The sequence below is a fragment of the Mesorhizobium sp. BH1-1-5 genome (assembly GCF_020165615.1).
GTDB lineage: Bacteria > Pseudomonadota > Alphaproteobacteria > Rhizobiales > Rhizobiaceae > Mesorhizobium.
Genome location: NZ_JAIUIM010000001.1, coordinates 437,370 through 453,236, shown reverse-complemented (window position 1 = coordinate 453,236; position 15,867 = coordinate 437,370). Strand labels below are relative to the sequence as shown.

14 protein-coding genes are annotated in these 15,867 nt (G+C 65.1%); 11 read left to right on the top strand and 3 right to left on the bottom strand.

All coding sequences use genetic code 11. From position 1 onward, the window contains the following. Positions 1–62 precede the first annotated feature (62 nt). A complete protein-coding gene (locus LB572_RS02180; protein WP_224666523.1) occupies positions 63–980 on the bottom strand; it encodes a helix-turn-helix domain-containing protein in 918 nt (305 codons plus the stop codon). A gap of 303 nt (positions 981–1,283) precedes the next feature. Next, positions 1,284–1,604 (bottom strand): DUF1330 domain-containing protein, encoded by a 321-nt coding sequence (locus tag LB572_RS02175; RefSeq protein WP_140801940.1) that lies wholly within the window; start codon positions 1,602–1,604, stop codon positions 1,284–1,286. A 128-nt stretch (positions 1,605–1,732) separates the two neighbouring features. On the opposite strand from LB572_RS02175, the gene LB572_RS02170 reads away from it, so the two are divergent. The 3 genes from LB572_RS02170 (at position 1,733) to LB572_RS02160 (ending at position 3,827) form a co-directional block, all read left to right on the top strand. Then, positions 1,733–2,182: an Lrp/AsnC family transcriptional regulator gene (locus LB572_RS02170; protein WP_140801941.1), complete on the top strand. Its 450-nt coding sequence runs from the start codon at positions 1,733–1,735 to the stop codon at positions 2,180–2,182. Positions 2,183–2,296: 114 nt separating this feature from the next. After that, positions 2,297–3,067 (top strand): 2-keto-4-pentenoate hydratase, encoded by a 771-nt coding sequence (locus tag LB572_RS02165; protein WP_224666522.1) that lies wholly within the window; start codon positions 2,297–2,299, stop codon positions 3,065–3,067. A 25-nt stretch (positions 3,068–3,092) separates the two neighbouring features. After that, a complete protein-coding gene (locus LB572_RS02160) occupies positions 3,093–3,827 on the top strand; it encodes an SDR family oxidoreductase (protein ID WP_224666521.1) in 735 nt (244 codons plus the stop codon). A gap of 25 nt (positions 3,828–3,852) precedes the next feature. Here LB572_RS02160 and tssH read toward each other — a convergent pair whose 3' ends face one another. Beyond that, entirely contained in the window at positions 3,853–6,681 is a 2,829-nt protein-coding gene (gene tssH, locus LB572_RS02155; RefSeq protein WP_224666520.1) for a type VI secretion system ATPase TssH, read from the bottom strand. A 334-nt stretch (positions 6,682–7,015) separates the two neighbouring features. Here tssH and tssA point away from each other — a divergent pair, with 334 nt between their 5' ends. The 8 genes from tssA (at position 7,016) to tagH (ending at position 15,866) form a co-directional block, all read left to right on the top strand. Then, positions 7,016–8,191, top strand: a complete 1,176-nt coding sequence (gene tssA, locus LB572_RS02150; RefSeq protein ID WP_224666519.1) for a type VI secretion system protein TssA — start codon at positions 7,016–7,018, stop codon at positions 8,189–8,191. A gap of 6 nt (positions 8,192–8,197) precedes the next feature. Continuing rightward, the gene (tssB, locus tag LB572_RS02145) at positions 8,198–8,734 is read left to right on the top strand and encodes a type VI secretion system contractile sheath small subunit (protein WP_112095031.1); all 537 of its coding nucleotides are present in this window, start codon (positions 8,198–8,200) and stop codon (positions 8,732–8,734) included. A gap of 3 nt (positions 8,735–8,737) precedes the next feature. Beyond that, positions 8,738–10,243 (top strand): type VI secretion system contractile sheath large subunit, encoded by a 1,506-nt coding sequence (gene tssC / locus LB572_RS02140; protein ID WP_224666518.1) that lies wholly within the window; start codon positions 8,738–8,740, stop codon positions 10,241–10,243. A 78-nt stretch (positions 10,244–10,321) separates the two neighbouring features. Further along, positions 10,322–10,771, top strand: a complete 450-nt coding sequence (locus tag LB572_RS02135; protein ID WP_181166839.1) for an Hcp family type VI secretion system effector — start codon at positions 10,322–10,324, stop codon at positions 10,769–10,771. Further along, positions 10,758–11,510, top strand: a complete 753-nt coding sequence (gene tssE / locus LB572_RS02130) for a type VI secretion system baseplate subunit TssE (protein ID WP_224666517.1) — start codon at positions 10,758–10,760, stop codon at positions 11,508–11,510. Before LB572_RS02135 ends, tssE begins: the two co-directional genes overlap by 14 nt. A 2-nt stretch (positions 11,511–11,512) precedes the next feature. Further along, positions 11,513–13,387 carry a type VI secretion system baseplate subunit TssF gene (tssF, locus tag LB572_RS02125; protein WP_224666516.1) on the top strand — a complete coding sequence of 625 codons (1,875 nt, stop codon included), beginning with the start codon at positions 11,513–11,515 and terminating at the stop codon, positions 13,385–13,387. Beyond that, positions 13,351–14,418: a type VI secretion system baseplate subunit TssG gene (gene tssG / locus LB572_RS02120; protein WP_224666515.1), complete on the top strand. Its 1,068-nt coding sequence runs from the start codon at positions 13,351–13,353 to the stop codon at positions 14,416–14,418. Before tssF ends, tssG begins: the two co-directional genes overlap by 37 nt. Next, the gene (gene tagH, locus LB572_RS02115) at positions 14,415–15,866 is read left to right on the top strand and encodes a type VI secretion system-associated FHA domain protein TagH (protein WP_140801950.1); all 1,452 of its coding nucleotides are present in this window, start codon (positions 14,415–14,417) and stop codon (positions 15,864–15,866) included. The genes tssG and tagH overlap by 4 nt, the downstream gene beginning before the upstream one ends. Position 15,867: the final 1 nt, after the last annotated feature.

Sequence of the window (15,867 nt, the reverse complement as noted above, 5' to 3'; positions counted from 1 at the left end):
ACATGCCTTAATCTTTCGCAGATCGGCCATGGCCGGCGGGCCGTCCGGGCCGGCCCATCCCTTCAGACGAGCTCGCGCCGCCAGCGCAGCGGGGTCAGGCCGGTAGCCTTGCGGAAACAGGTGGTAAAATGGCTCTGGTCGGCGAAACCGCAGGTAAGCGCGACATCGGCCAGCTGCAGCTTCTGTTTCCTCAGCAAGTCCTTGGCGCGATCGACGCGCCTGTGCACGATGAAATTGTGCGGGGTCTGGCCTGTGGACTGGCGGAACATGCGCGTGAAATGCCGAACGCTCCACCCGGCCAGACGGGCGAGATCGGCCAGCGCGATTTCCTCCTGCAGATGGGCGTCGATGTAATCGCAGACACGCCGCCATTCGCGCGAAGAGAAGGCGCCTGTCGCCGGATGCGGCGTCCCGGCTTGCGCGAGGATGAGAACCTGGCAGATCAGCGCGAGCACCATATTGTCCGCGAGCATGCGGCCCAGCGGACCTTCCGGATCGCCAAGCGTCCAAAGCTGCTGAAGAAGCGTGCTCACCACGGGGTTGGGCGCAGTCGAGCCGGAAAGCGGCTCGAGCGCCGATGACAGATCGTCGGGACATTCCGGACCGAGCAGGCTCCTGACATGGTCGACCGGCACCGCCAGTATGACGAGCTTGCGGGGGCCGCCGACGCGCCAGCGACTCTCGACGTTGGGCGGCACGATGATGAGATCCCCGGTGCGGGATTTCCCCCCTGCCCACCCGGCCCCCATGTTCCAGTCGTAGGAACAGGCCGGCGCCGACAAAGGCGTGGATATGACGACTTCCTCCACGGCCGGGTCGGCAAGCTCATGCCTCCCCTGCTCGACCAGTATCATGCTGGACCGTCCGGTGCCCTGGACGGTGCGGTGCTGCTGGGGAAAGGCGGAATAGGAGGACTTGCGGTAGAATTCCGCATAATTCTCATACGCTCCCGGCGCGAACTGCAAATCCTCGGTCCTCATGACCGGCCTCCAACGAGCCAGACTCTGTCATGCAAGTTCGACCTGAAGCGGGTCGGCGTTTCAAGGAAAACTCGCACTGCTCCGCTCGCGTTTGTAGCATGAACTTTTCCGGGGATCGCAAGATGCGTTCCCCGGACCGTGCTTTAAGTTTTTGTTTTTATGCATGTCGTCATCCCAGAACCGCTGCGCACTTCCGGGCGACATGCATTTTGTTTTTATGCATGTCGTTATCCCAGAACCGCTTGCACACTTCCGGGCGACATGCATGAAGGACGCACTTTGCCGGCTCAACGGACCGGTCGCTCAGACGAGCGGATCGGGAGCGGCGCTTTCGCCGCGACCCTGCTGCAGGATCATCCGTCCGCGATCGGAAGAGGCACGGCGGAACTTCGACGCCGCCTGGTAGTCGGTGTCGTTGTACCAGGCCTGGGCCGTGGCTTCGTCCGGAAATTCCAGGATGACCATGCGGTCGGTGAAAGCCTCGCCCTCGCAGGTGATCACCGGATCGCCCCGCGTCAGGAACTTCCCGCCGTACTTCTTCAACGTGGCAGGGGTGAGCGCGGTGTACTTCTTGTACGTCTCGGGATCGTGGACCCTCATCGTGCAGATCATATAAGCGGCCATGGCCTCCTCCTTGATTTTCAATCGAGCTTATAGCTTTATCAAAGCGCATTCACGATAAATTTCGGTTGTTATCGCTGACCTTTCGCGCATAATCGCCAAGATTGGAGAAAAATATAGCTGAAAGCGCCATGATTGCACTGGATAGTATCGACCATCGCATCCTGCGCGAGCTGCGGCAGGACGGCCGCATCTCGACGGTGGATCTGGCCGAGCGCGTCGGCCTTTCGCCCACGCCCTGCGCGCGCCGGCTGAAGCGCCTCGAGGAGACGGGCGTGATCCAGGGCTATGCGGCCCGCATCAATCCGGCGGCGCTGGGCCTCGGCGTCTGCGTGATGGTTTCCGTGCGCCTGGGGCAGCAAGGCCCCGAAGGTGCCGGTCAGTTTCTGGACGAAGTGACGAAACACCCGGAGATTACCGAATGCCTGCTCGTGACGGGAAACATCGACTACCTGCTGCGGGTATGGGTGAAGGACATCGCGGCGCTTCGCGAATTCATCAGCAACGTGCTGCAGTCGATCCCATCGGTGGCCGAGACGTCGACGATGGTGGTGCTCAACCCAGACGAGACCAATCTTTAGGCCAGGAAATGTTGGTGCAGGAAACATAGCTCGCCAAGTGGTCTATGGCGGCTTACGGCGAGTTGATCCGGCAATCGGCGAGCGAATTGTCGGACGGGAATGGAGGGAGCTGACATGGCATTCGATATTGTTGGGGCGGCACAAGCGCTGGTGCGCGGCCATCGGGACAACACGCAGTTCGTGACGATCGAGGGGCTGTCGGACCTTGCCTCCGCCTACAAGGTGCAGGACGCCTATGTCGGAGCGATCATCGGCGACGACCGCGTAGCCGGGTACAAGATCGGCCTAACCTCGCACAGCATGCAGAGCATGTGCGGGATCGACCATCCCGTCGCCGGCGCCGTTTTCGGGCGGCGGGTTATGCACAGCGGAGCAAAGCTCTCGCTGACCGGCTATGGCCATCTCGGCGTGGAGTTCGAGATCTGCGCCCGACTCGGCCGCGATCTCGCGCCGCGCGCCGCACCCTATACGCGCGACGAGGTCGCCGCGGCGGTCGATGGCGTCTGCGCGGCGGTCGAGGTGGTGGACGATCGCCATGCCGATTATTCGGTATTGGACGTGCGCTCGCTGGTCGCCGACAATTCGTGGAATGCCGGCGTGGTGCTGGGCGATTTCGTCGTCCCGCCCGCCGCGCTGGAGGAGGTCGAGGCGATCGTCTACCAGGACGGCGTCGAGATCGGCAGAGGGGTCGGCGCCGATGCGCTCGGCCATCCCTATGAGCCGCTGGCCTGGCTGGCCGACCATCTGGGCGCCTCCGGCAGGGGCATGAAGGCGGGCGACATCGTCATGACGGGCAGCATCGTGCGCACGCGCTTCCCCGACAAGGCTTTTTCCTATCGGTTCGACATTGCCGGTCTTGGCAGCGTCGAGGTCAGCGGCGCCTGAGCCGCGGCATCATCGGAGAGAACGGATGGAACTTGGATTGAAGGGCAGGAACGCGCTCGTGCTAGGCGCTTCGAAAGGGTTAGGCCGCGCCGTGGCCAAGGAGTTGCTGGACGAGGGCGCGCGCGTGGCGATCTGCGCCCGCACCGCCGCAGCGCTGGAAAAGACCGCCGGCGAGATCGGCGCGACCGCGCTCGTCTGCGACCTGGCGAAGCCGGGCGCGGCGACGGAACTGGTTGAGCGGGCCAAGGCGACACTGGGCGCGCCGGACATCGTGGTGGTCAACACCGGCGGCCCGCCGACCGCGCCCTTCGACGAGATCACCATCGAGCAATGGCGCGCCGCCTTCGACAATCTGTTCATGAGCGCGGTGGAGATCGTGCGGGCGGTGCTGCCTTCGATGCGCGAGAAGAAATGGGGCCGCGTGCTGTTCGTGACCTCCATCGCCGCGAAGGAGCCGATCAACCGCTTCGCCCTGTCCAACTCGCTGCGCGCCGGCATCCACGGATTGATCAACACGCTGAGCAAGGAAGAAGGAGCCAACGGCATCACCTTCAACGCGCTGATGCCGGGCTATACGCTGACCGAGAGGCTGGCGGATGCGAAGCTTGACCTGGAAAAGGTGAGCCAGGCGATACCCGCCAGGCGCATCGGCCGCCCCGAAGAGTTCGCGGCGCTGGCAGCCTTCCTCGCCTCCGACCGCGCCTCCTACATAACCGGCCAGGCCGTCGCCTGCGACGGCGGCGCGCTCTGGTCCATCTGAAGGCGGCCTGCCTCACAATGGAGGCCTATTCGAACGAGTAGGTAAATCCTTCCGGCGACGCACCCACGGTGACTTTCGCCATCTTCTTGCCCTCGAGCGAGCGGTTGAGCACGCCGCGGCTCAGTTCCGGCAGCAGCGTGTTGGTGAGGATGGCGTCGATCATGCGCCCACCGGATTCGATCTCGGTGCAGCGCGCCTTGACCAGGTCCATCACGCCGTCGCCGATCACCAGTTCGGCGTCATTGGTGGCCTTGAGGCGCTTGGCGATCTTGCCGAACTGGTGACGGGCGATCGCCTCGATCATGGAATCCGACAGCGGGTAATAGGGTATCGTGACGACGCGGCCGAGGAAGGCAGCCGGAAAGACCTTCAGCAGCGGGGCGCGCAGCGCGGTGTCGAGGTCGTCGATGCCGGTCCGCACCGTGCCGTTCTTCGTGCGATCCATGATGACGTCTGAACCGACATTCGAGGTGAGCAGGATCAGTGTGTTCTTGAAGTCGATGCGGCGGCCTTCGCTGTCGTCCATCATGCCCTTGTCGAAGACCTGGAAGAAGATCTCGTGCACGTCGGGATGCGCCTTTTCGACCTCGTCGAGCAGGATCACCGAATAGGGTTTCCTGCGCACGGCCTCGGTCAGGATGCCGCCCTTGCCGTAACCGACATAGCCGGGCGGCGCGCCCTTGAGCGTCGAGACGGTGTGCGCTTCCTGGAATTCCGACATGTTGATAGAGATCAGGTTCTGCTCGCCACCGTAAAGCGTCTCGGCCAGCGCCAGCGCGGTTTCGGTCTTGCCGACGCCGGAGGGGCCGCAAAGCAGGAACACGCCGACCGGCTTTTCCGGCGCGCCGAGGCCGGCGCGGCTGGTCTGCACGCGCCTGGCGATCATCTCCATGGCGTGATCCTGGCCGACGACCCGCTCGGACAGGGTGGCAGCGAGCCTCAGCGCCTTTTCCGTCTGGCTGGAGAGCATGCGCCCGGTCGGGATGCCGGTCCAGTCCTGGACGACGGCGGCGCCCGCGTTGCGGGCGACCGACGGCAGGATCAGCGGTGTCTCGCCTTGCGCGGCGGCGAGCTCGGCCATCAACTCGCGCAGCCGCGCAAGGTCGGCGGTGGCTTCATCCGCCGGTTCGGCGGAAGCCGCTTCGGCCTTCGCGGCCTTGGCCGCCTTGGCTTTGGAGGACTTGGCCTTCTTGGCATCGGCAGCCTTGCCGTCGCCAGTCTTGCTCTCGCCAGTCTTGTTCACGGGCGCCTTTGCCGCGCCCTCCGCGCTCTCTGCCTCCGCGGCACCGTCCTCGGCTGCCTCATCGAGCGGCACGCCCTCGCCGCGCAATTTTGCGCGCAGGTCCAGTATCTCGGTGACCAGCGCCTTTTCCCGGTCCCAACGCGCCTGGGCGGCGGCCAGACTGGTCTCGGTTTCCGCCAGCCCGGCGTCGACGCGGGCCTGCCGGTCGGCGACGTCGATGCCGATCGCCGCCTCGCGGCCGATGATGCCGCTCTCGACCTCCAGCGCCTGGCGCCGGCGCAAAATGTCCTCGACTTCGGCCGGCGTCGCATGTTGCGAGACCGCGACGCGGGCGCAGGCGGTGTCAAGCAGACTGACGGCCTTGTCCGGCAATTGCCTGGCCGGGATATAGCGATGCGACAGCGAGACCGCCGCCTCGATCGCCTCGTCCAGAATCTGCACCTTGTGGTGCTGCTCCAGGACGCCCGCGACGCCGCGCAGCATCAGCACGGCCACCGCTTCCGAAGGCTCGTCGATCTTGACCACCTGGAAGCGACGGGTGAGCGCCGGGTCCTTCTCGATGTGCTGCTTGTATTCGGCCCAGGTCGTGGCGGCGATGGTGCGAAGCTCGCCGCGCGCCAGCGCCGGCTTCAGGAGATTGGCGGCATCGCCGGTGCCGGCAGCACCCCCGGCGCCGATCAGCGTATGCGCCTCGTCGATGAACAGGATGATCGGCACCTCGGAGGCCTGGACCTCGTCGATGACCGCCTTCAGCCGCTTCTCGAACTCGCCCTTGACGCTGGCGCCTGCCTGCATCAGCCCGACATCGAGCATGCGCACGCTGACATTCTGCAATGTCGGCGGCACGTCGCCCTGGGCGATGCGCAGCGCAAATCCCTCGACCGCCGCCGTCTTGCCGACGCCGGCCTCGCCGGTGAGGATCGGGTTGTTTTGCCGGCGCCGCATCAGGATATCGACGATCTGCCTGATTTCCGGATCGCGGCCGACGACGGGATCGATCTTGCCGTCGCGAGCGCGCTGGGTGAGGTCGGTGGCGTATTTCGCCAGCGCCGAATCCCCGCCAGGACCGCGTTTCATCGGCGTTTCGGTGGCGCGCTCGGCGGGCGGTGAGCCGGCTTCGAGCGAGCCTTCGGTGACGTCGGCGAAGCGGGAAACGACCCCGTCGGCGTCGATCTTGTCGAACTCGGCGCTGATCTTCGACACCAGGCCTTCCAGCACCGGCGTCTTCAGGCAGGCGAGCAGGATATGGGCGCTGCGCACCTCCTCCACGCCGAACTCGAGCGTCGCCAAGTTCCAGCCTTCCTGGATGGCGTGGAAGATGTGGTCGGAGAATTCCTCCACCGAGGTCGCGCCATAGGGCAGCCTGTCGATGGCGCGGGTCATGTCGGCCGTCAGCCGGCTGGCATCGATACCGGCGTCGGCGACGATCATCTGCACATCCGAGCGCTCGGACAGAACCAGCTGCTGGATGAAATGGACGAGCTCGACATAGGGATTGCCGCGCAGCTTGGCCGTGTCGGCCGCGGCCTTGAAGGCGCGCACCCCCGTGGCGTTGAGCTTGGCGACCAGTTCCTTACGCTTGAAACTCTGCGATGACCGGCGCTGTTCCATCGAACCTGCTCCCGCAACCTGCCGACCGTACCCTGCCATATAAGCGGCTGCTTGACAAAGCCGGGTGACGGATAGGGCGTTTGAATCCATCCAGGCGGCACCGCCCGGTTACACAAGCCTTGCAAACTCATGGCAACAAACACCGGATTGCTGCCCGGGCTATGCGAGCCATTTCACATACCGGGTCCGGCAATCGCGCAATGGGTTTGGCCCGAAGAAAACGGTCGCGTTTAGCTTCCGTTAGTTTTTGCGCAGGTGCTCAATTGTCGTCGCGTGAGGCCGGTGATAACGTTACGTCACATAGGGGTCTCAGGGCCGCTGGCTGGGGGTTGGTGTGATTGATCTCGCACTCTGGCTGAATCCTCTGAACGGTGCGAATCCGTCGGGAGAGGACTTGCGCAACGACCCGGCCTTTCATGAGCTGGAGCGCCTGGCCGAACCTCAGCTCAAGGTTGTCCATGACGGCAACGGCAAGCCCACGTCGCAATCCAGCCCGGTCGACTGGGCGGCAGTGCTTGAACAGGCCGAAGAGCTGCGCTCCCGCGGCCGGGACCTGCGCCTGCTGGTCATCGTCGCGCGGGCCTTGGCCAGCGAGGAAGGGCTGGCCGGCCTCGCCGAGGGCCTGACGCTCATCGCCGGGACCTTCGACCAGCATTGGGACACGATGCATCCGGCATTGCGGGCGAACGCGGCGCCGCGCGACGCCGCCTTGCGCCGCATCAATGCCTTGCTCGATCTCCAGAATGCCCAGGGAGGCCTGCTCACGAGCCTGCGCGGAACCATTTTCTTTTCGCCGCGCCAGGTCGGACCGATCAGCGGACGTGATCTGGAACAGGGCGCGCTCGACGAGCGCGTCATGCTGCAGGAAGCGGCCTCGGGGCTGAACGCCGCCGAGAGGGCGGCACTGGTAAGCGCGCACAATCAGTTGCTGAACCGGGTGCGCGCCGGATGCGCGGCGCAAATCGATCAGGCCGGCGAGGCGATGACGTCGATGCTGGCAGACCTACGTGCCGCGATCGGCGCCCTCGAAGCGGTGGACGCCGCGCTCAACGCCCGCATCGAAGGCCATGGCGCCACCGTTCCGGAATTGAAGAAGTTCCTGCAGCGTTTGCTGACGACGCTGGAGCGGAGTTCCGGTGCCGGCGGCACGGCGAACGGTGCCGCGAAGCCCGCTCCGCAGGCGGCAGCGGAACCAGCAATGCCCGCCCGCAACGGTCATGGAGCCGAGACGATGGCAAGTGGGGCAAGCCCTGTGGAAGCAAGCACCGGTCTGCCGGATCGGATCACCTCGCGTGACGAAGTCGTCAAGTGCCTCGACCTCGTCGTCGCCTTCTACGACCGCACAGAGCCGTCCAGCCCCATCCCGCATCTTGCCCGGCGCGTGCGCCGGATGGTGCACATGGATTTCGTGGAACTGATGGAAGATCTCGCCCCGTCGGGGCTGAAGGAGTTCCGGCAGCTTGCCGGTGTTCCCGATCCTAAGAAGCCGGCCCAGAAGGATGAAAGGTAGAAAAGCATGCCAGCAGAGAGCAAAGCGAAGGTCATCGAAAGAAACCGCGCGCCGCGCGTGCAGATCGCCTACGACGTCGAAACCTACGGCAGCCCGACGACGATCGAACTGCCGTTCGTCATGGCCGTGATGGCCGACCTTTCGGGCGCTTCGCAGACCAAGGAAGCGTCGAAATCGGTCCTCGACCGCAATTTCGTCGAAACCGACGCCAACCGCTTCCCCAAATTCATGGAAGCGATGGGGCCGCGCGTGAAGGCCCGGGTGAAGAACACCCTGCCGCAGGCCGAAGGGCAGGAGCGGGACGAAGAGCTCGCCGTCGACCTCACCTTCTCCAAGATGGGCGACTTCGCGCCGGACAAGGTCGCCGAGCAGGTGCCGCAGCTGGCCGAGATCCTGAAGATGCGCCGTCAGCTCGAGGAGCTGCTGGGCTTCATGGACGGCCGCGTCGACGCCGAAAAGCGCATTGCGCAACTTCTGAACAACGAGCCGCTGCTGAGCAAGATCGCCACCCAGGCGATGGATGACGGCAAGGGCGAGGAGTAAGTCATGGCCGAACAGCAAAAGAACGCAGCCGCCACCGCCGAGGCGGAAGCCATCGATCTCGGCGAATTCAGCGGACTCCTTGAGAAGGATTTCAAGGTCAAGAAGGATGACAGCGAGAAGCTGCAGCAACTGGTGCGCAACCTGGCGCTTGCCGCGCAATCGCGCTCCGAGACCACGACCATCTCGTCCAATGCTATCAAGTCGATCAAGTCGCTGATCGCCGGCATCGACAAGATGCTGACGACGCAGGTCAACGAGATCCTGCATGCCCCGGAAGTGCGCGAGATGGAAGGCACCTGGCGCGGCCTCTGGTACCTGATCAACAACACCGAGACGGATACCAAGCTCAAGATCCGGGTGATGAACATCTCCAAGGAGCAGCTGGCCGACACGCTGGAAGACTATGAAGGCCAGATGTGGGACCAGAGCCCGATCTTCAAGAAGGTCTACACGGACGAGTATTCGATGCTGGGCGGCGAGCCGGTCGGCTGCATCATCGGCGCCTATGAATTCTCCAACCATCCGCGCGATGTCGGCCTGCTGCGCAATATTTCGGGCGTCTGCGCCTCGGCGCATACGCCGTTCATCGCGGCCGCCTCGCCGCGGCTGTTCCGCATGGACAGCTGGCAGGAACTGCCCAACCCGCAAGACCTGCAGATGATCGTGAACAACCCGGCCTATGCTTCCTGGCAGTCGCTGCGCGAAAGCGAGGACGCGCGCTATATAGGGCTCACCATGCCACGCGTGCTGGCGCGCCTGCCCTATGGCTCGGAAACCGTTCCGGTGAAGGGTTTCACCTTCGAGGAAGAGGTCGGCGGCGACCACAACAAATATGTCTGGATGAACGCCGCGTTCCCGATGGGCGTGAACATCAATCGCAGCCACAAGCTTTACGGCTGGGGCACGCAGATCCGCGGCGTCGAGAATGGCGGCACGGTGCTCAACCTGCCGGTGCACGCCTTCCCGACCGACGACGGCTCGATCGCGATGAAATGCCCGACCGAGGTCGCCATCGACGACCGGCGCGAGGCCGAGTTGGCCAAGCTCGGGCTGATGCCGATCCTGCACCGCAAGAACACCGATCTTGCGGCCTTTATCGGCGCGCACTCGCTGCAGGACGACGAGACGCGCGCCGGCCGGCTGGTCGATCCGGACGCGCAGGCCAATGAGCGGCTCTCCGCCAATCTGCCCTACCTCTTCCCGGTGTCGCGCTTCGCGCATTACCTCAAGGCGATCGCCCGCGACAAGATCGGTTCGTTCAAGGAACGCACCGACATGGAGACCTGGTTGACCGAATGGATCAACCGGTACGTGCTGGCCAATCCAGCCTTTGCCGACGACAAGGCGCGCGCCAAGCGCCCGCTTGCCGCGGCCGAGGTCCAGGTCGACAGCGTCGAAGGCCGGCCCGGTTACTACAATGCCCGTTTCTACCTGCGTCCGCATTACCAGTTGGAAGGCATCAACGCCTCGCTCCGGCTGGTGTCGGAACTACCGTCGGTGAAGGGCTGAAATCGTTAAGCGTAGTCATCTTGTTTCGTTTGAAAGCGGTGGAGAAAGACAATGCCTGATAGAGCCGATGCGCCTTCGATGAAGATCGACGGTTTCCTGAAAGTCCCGGATATCAAAGGCCCGAGCAAGCGCGACGGCCACGAAGACGAGATCGAGATCCATGGCGTCGATTACAAGATGATCGCGCCTTACGATCCCAATTCGCTGTCGCGGCGCGGCCGCGTGTCGATGGGAATGATCAAATTCTTCAAGCATTACGACAAGTCGTCGCCGTACCTGAAGAAGGCGCTGTTCGAGAACAAGGCGCTGGACGAGGTGGTGTTTTCGGCCCGCCGCACCATCGACGGCGAGACCAGCGACTATCTGGTCGTGACGCTTACCGACGCTTCCGTCATGGAGTACGACATGCGGCAGGCCCACGACGAGGCGGACCTGATCGAGGAAGAAGTCAGCTTCGCCTACAAGAAGATCAAGTTCGTCTACGACAAGGACGACGAGATCGAAATGGATGTCTATGTCGGCAAGTGAGGCCAAGCGGCCCGGCGCGAAAGCGCAGCTCGCCGGCAGCTCCCGGGCAAAACGCGAGGCGGTCCAGCCCTCCCTCTGGGACCGCCTCGTCAACGATCTGCCCGGGCTGACGTCGGAGATCGACGGGCTGCGCCGTCTGCTGGAAGAAGAACTCGGCGCCGAGCGCGTCGAGGCTCTTCTTGCAGGAAGCGCGCGCGTCATCGATGCCGATGCCGAACTGACAGCCGAGCAGAAACGACGACTGCACCGGCTGGTCTTCCAGACCGAGCATCGCACCGAGATCGAAAGCCGCGGCGTGGTGGTGTCGGCACGCGTGCTCAGGGAAGCGGTCCGGCGCGACATCGAGGCCCTGTTCAACACCGAGCGTTTCGAGTTCGTGCCGATGCTTTCCGATGCCGAGCACGAACAGCCCTTGGACGAGCTGCCGCCACTCGCCGATTTTCCGGAGGTGCGCCGCAGCGTCGTCAACTATGGCGTGCCGTCCTTTTCGGGTCGCTCGTCGCGCGATTTCGACCGCGATACGCTGGCGCGCGAGATCCGCGCGGTGCTCGCCACCTTCGAGCCGCGTCTCAAGGAAAGCGCCACGACCGTCAACGTCACGCTTGGCGACAAGACCGTCGGCCTCAAGATCGAGATCGACGCGGTGCTGATCATGACACCGACGCCGGAACGCATGCGGCTGCGCACTACGATCAATCTCGACAACGGCCTGGCACGAACCGAATTCCGGGAGACCTGAGGATGGATCGGGTCTTCGTGGAGTATTACGAAGAGGAACTGACCCATATCCGCGCGCTGGCCGCGGAATTCGCCGACATGCATCCGGCGGTCGCCCGCAACCTTTCCCTCGACACGGTCCCCTGCCCCGATCCCTATGTCGAACGGCTGCTCGACGGCGTGGCCTTTCTTGCCGCGCGCACGCGGCTCAAGGTCGACGCGGAGCGCTCGCGTTTTTCGCGCGCGGTGCTCGACGTGCTCTATCCGGACCTGGTGACGCCGGCGCCGGCGACGGCGATGGCCGTGCTGAAACCTGGGCAGCAGGTGCAGTCGATGATCGCCGGCCACGCCGTCGCGCGCGGCACCCGGCTGGTTTCCGGTCTGCATCCAGGACTTTCGACCCGCTCGACCTTCACCACCGCGCAAGAGGTCACGCTGTGGCCGATCGCGATCACTTCTGTCAGCTATTTCCAGGACCGCAGCGCGCTGGCCGCCGCAGGCATCGCCCAGGTCGGCGGCGTGCGCGGCGAAGCGGCGTTCCGCATCGCGCTCGCCCGGACCGGCAAAGGCAAGCTCAACGAATTGTCGCTCGACCGTCTCGACCTCTATTTCGCCGGGCGCGCCAAGGCGCCGCTCATCTTCGACGCGCTCTTCGGCGCGTGCTTGGCCGTCGGCGCGCGGGCGGAAGGCAAGACCAATCCGCTCACCGCGCTGCCCGAGCCCGAAATGATCGGGATCCACGACGACGAAGCGCTGATGCCGCGCACCCGCCCGACATTCGAGGGATACCGGCTGCTGCGCGAATATTTCATCATCCCCGAGCGCTTCCACTATGCGCGCGTGGCCGGCCTGCAGCCGGTGGTGCGCAAGTGCGATGGGGGGATAGAAATCATCTTCCTGTTCCGGCGTCCGGTGCCGGAACTCGCCGATGTGACGGTGGCCGATTTCGAGCTGTTCGTGACGCCGGTGATCAATCTCTTCGAACGCGAGTGCAACGTCATCGAGATCGATCCGCGCCGGACGCGCCAGGTGCTGCACGCCGACCGTACCCGGGCGCGTGACTTCGAAATCTTCCGCGTCACCCGCGTGGAGGACGCCGACGCTGAAGGCAACGAGGCGGTCATTCCCGAATTGTTCAGCCTGGGGCAGAACCGCGGCAGCGGCTGGGTCTATTCGACGGAGCGGCGCCCGCGCCGGGCCACGGAGGACGAGCGGCGCGACGGCCTGACCCGCACCTCGTACACCGGCGACGATGTTTTTATCGCGATCTCGCGCCCGGCCGGAAGCCCGGCGAACCGGCCGCTCAAGCGGCTCGACATCATGGCGCTCTGCACCAACCGCGACCTGCCGATCCTGGACGACACGCCGACGCTGACACTGGAGACCGCCGATCCGGTCGAAGCGGTGCGGTTGCTCGGCGCGCTGCGGCCGCCGCAGCCGGCGATCCCGGCGGCGCTGCCGGCCGGCGCCGAAGGCGAATCCCGCGCCGACAATCTCGCCTGGCGGCTGGTGGCGCAGCTCTCGCTCAACTTCCTCAGCCTCGCCAAGGAAGGCCGCGGCGTCGATCCGTTGCATGCGCTGCTCGACCTCTACGCCGACCGCGGCGATCCGAGCCTTGCCCGCAACGTGCATTCGATCACCCGCATCGACTCGCGCCCGGTGATCGAGCGGCTCAAGATCGACGGGCCGATGTGTTTCGGCCGCGGCACCGAGGTGACGCTGCATGTCGACCAATCGGTGCTGGCGGGTCAGAGCACGCTGCTGCTCTCGGGTCTGCTGGCGCGGCTGTTCGCCCGACATGCCGGGATAAATGGTTTCGTGCGGACGCGTACGCGGTTGCTGCAGAAGCAGGAGGATGTGCCATGGCCGATGACGCCCGGCAATCGCTACCTGATCTAGCGCAGCCGGTTTCCAACGAAGCCGAGGAACTGCCGGAGGGCTTCGATTTCTTCGAGCTGCTGCGCCGCCTCGAGCAGCGGCGCGGACTGTTTGGCCATTCCGGAAACGCGGACCGCGAGCCGGCAAGGCTCGGCCAGCATGTGCGCCTGAGCTTCTCAGCCAGGGACGTGGTCAAGTTCCAGAACGCCACGGAAAAGGCTCCGGCAAGGGTGACCGTCGCCAATCTCGGCCTGCTCGGGCCGGAGGGGCCGATGCCGCTGCATCTGACGCGCTGGGTGCTCGACCGGCTGTCGCAGCGCTGGTTCACCGGCGCCGACGCCGAGCAGACCAGCGACACGACCTTCGTCGACTTCGTCAACATCCTGCAGCATCGCATGATCGCGCTCTATTACCGCGCATGGGCGGACGCGCATCCGGCGGTGCAGGTCGAACGTTCGGTCGGCGGACGCGTCCGCGCCATGCTGGAGGCCATGGCCGGCATCGGCCTTCCCGGCACTCAGGATCCCGAGCTCGACACGGTGCGGCTGCGTCAGGCCGGATCGCTGGCCAACCAGGTCGACGGCGCCGAGCGTCTGACGCTGTTTCTCGCCACCGCCTTCAAGGTGCCGGTGCAGATCAAGGAATTCGTCGCCGCCTGGATCACGATTCCCGCAGCGCTGCAGAGCCGCATCGGCAAGGCCTATGCAACGCTTGGCGGCGGCGCGACGATCGGGCCGCGCGTCTTCAGCCGGCAGAGCAGGATCGAATTGCGCGTCGGTCCGCTGAGCCTCGACGACTTCAAGTCCTTCCTGCCCGGAGAACGACGCCTTGCCCTGTTCAAGAAGGCGGTGCGCGACATGATCGGCGAGGCGCTCGATGTCAACCTCAGGATCGTGCTGGCGCGCGAGGCGGTGCCGCCGCCGAAGATGGGAACCATCCAGCTCGGCCGGACCTCCTGGCTTTCGCGCCCCGCCGAACAGGGCGATGCCGACGATCTCAGGTTGCGCACCATCGTCGGCTGGCGGCCGGAAATGGCGGAGGCAGCCGCATGAGCCTGCTTCTGACCCTGGAACAAGGCCCGCGCTCGCAGGCGGTCAGGCAAACCCGGCTGGACGAGGGCGAGCTGGTGATCGGCCGCAGCGCCGATGCCGGCTGGCAGATCGACGACCCGGACATGTTCGTCTCACGCGCGCACTGCAAGATCAGTGGCGGGCGTGATGGCTACTACGTCACCGACACGTCGAGCAGCGGATTGTTCATCGACAATTCCGAGAGCCCTCTGGGGACCGGCAGGTCGACGCGGCTGCAAAGCGGCATGCGGCTGCGCATGGGCGATTACGTGCTCCATGTCGAGGTGCAGCCCAGCGCCAGCCATACGTCGATCGGTCAAGCGCCGATCGCCAACGCCGCCCCGGCGTGGTCGTCGCCACAATCGCGGACGCCACCCAGCATCGGCGGTGACGATTTCTTCTCGGCCAAGGTCGAGGAAGAGCCGCAGCGGCCGCGCCCGGCCGGGTTGCCCAATCCATTCGAGCAGCCTGTGCCCGGAGCTTACGATCGCGCCTCGATCCAGCGCAGCTCACCCGCCTTCGACGACCCGTTCAGCCTCGATCCGGTGGCGACGCCGGCCTCGAACGACGAGCCCGCCGCCGGCGGGCCGGACCCTTTCGGCTTCGGCGAGATGCCATCGCGCAACGATATCGCCGAGCCTGCGCCGAAATCGCCCGGCTTCGACGATGATTTCAGCTTCGGGCCAGCCGCGACGCCTGCTTCCAGCAACGGCACCGATCCAGCTGGTCGAGTCGAGCGCCCCGCCGAGAAGGCCGCCCGCCCGTGGGAGATCCCGGTTCAGGCGCCCGAACCACCTGCCCCGCCGCCTCGTCCCGTTCCCGCGCCGAGGCCGTCGCGCCCGACGCAACAGGCGCCCGGCGACATGGCGTTGCGCGCGGCGTTCCTGCGCGGCATGGGCGTCGAGGAGGCGGATTTCCCCGGGCGCGACGCGATCGCCGAGATGGAAAAGTTCGGACGGGAATACAGGCTGATGCTCGACGGTCTGATGCAGCTGCTGCGCAAGCGCGCCGAGGAAAAGGGAAGCGCGCGCGTCGCACAGACCATGGTCGGCGCCTCCGAGGTCAACCCGCTCAAATTCCTGCCGACGGTCGAGGATGTCATCGTCACCATCATCGCGGAACGCAGCCCCGGTTTTCTCTCCGGCGAGGCGGCGATCGGCGACGCGGTCAAGGACCTCGCGCAACACCACGTGCGCGCTTGGCGCGGCGTGCAGGCGGCACTTCGGCGCATGATCGACCGTTTCGATCCGGCCGCCATCGAGGAAGAGCTCAAATCCAATTCCGCGATCGGCAATCTGCTCGCCGGCGGACGCAACGCCAAGCTGTGGGAGCTTTACCAGAAACGCCATCGCGACATCGCCCAGAGCGCGGAATCGAGCTTCCTGGGCGAGATCGGCGCAGATTTCAGGGATGCATATGAAGAGGAGTAGG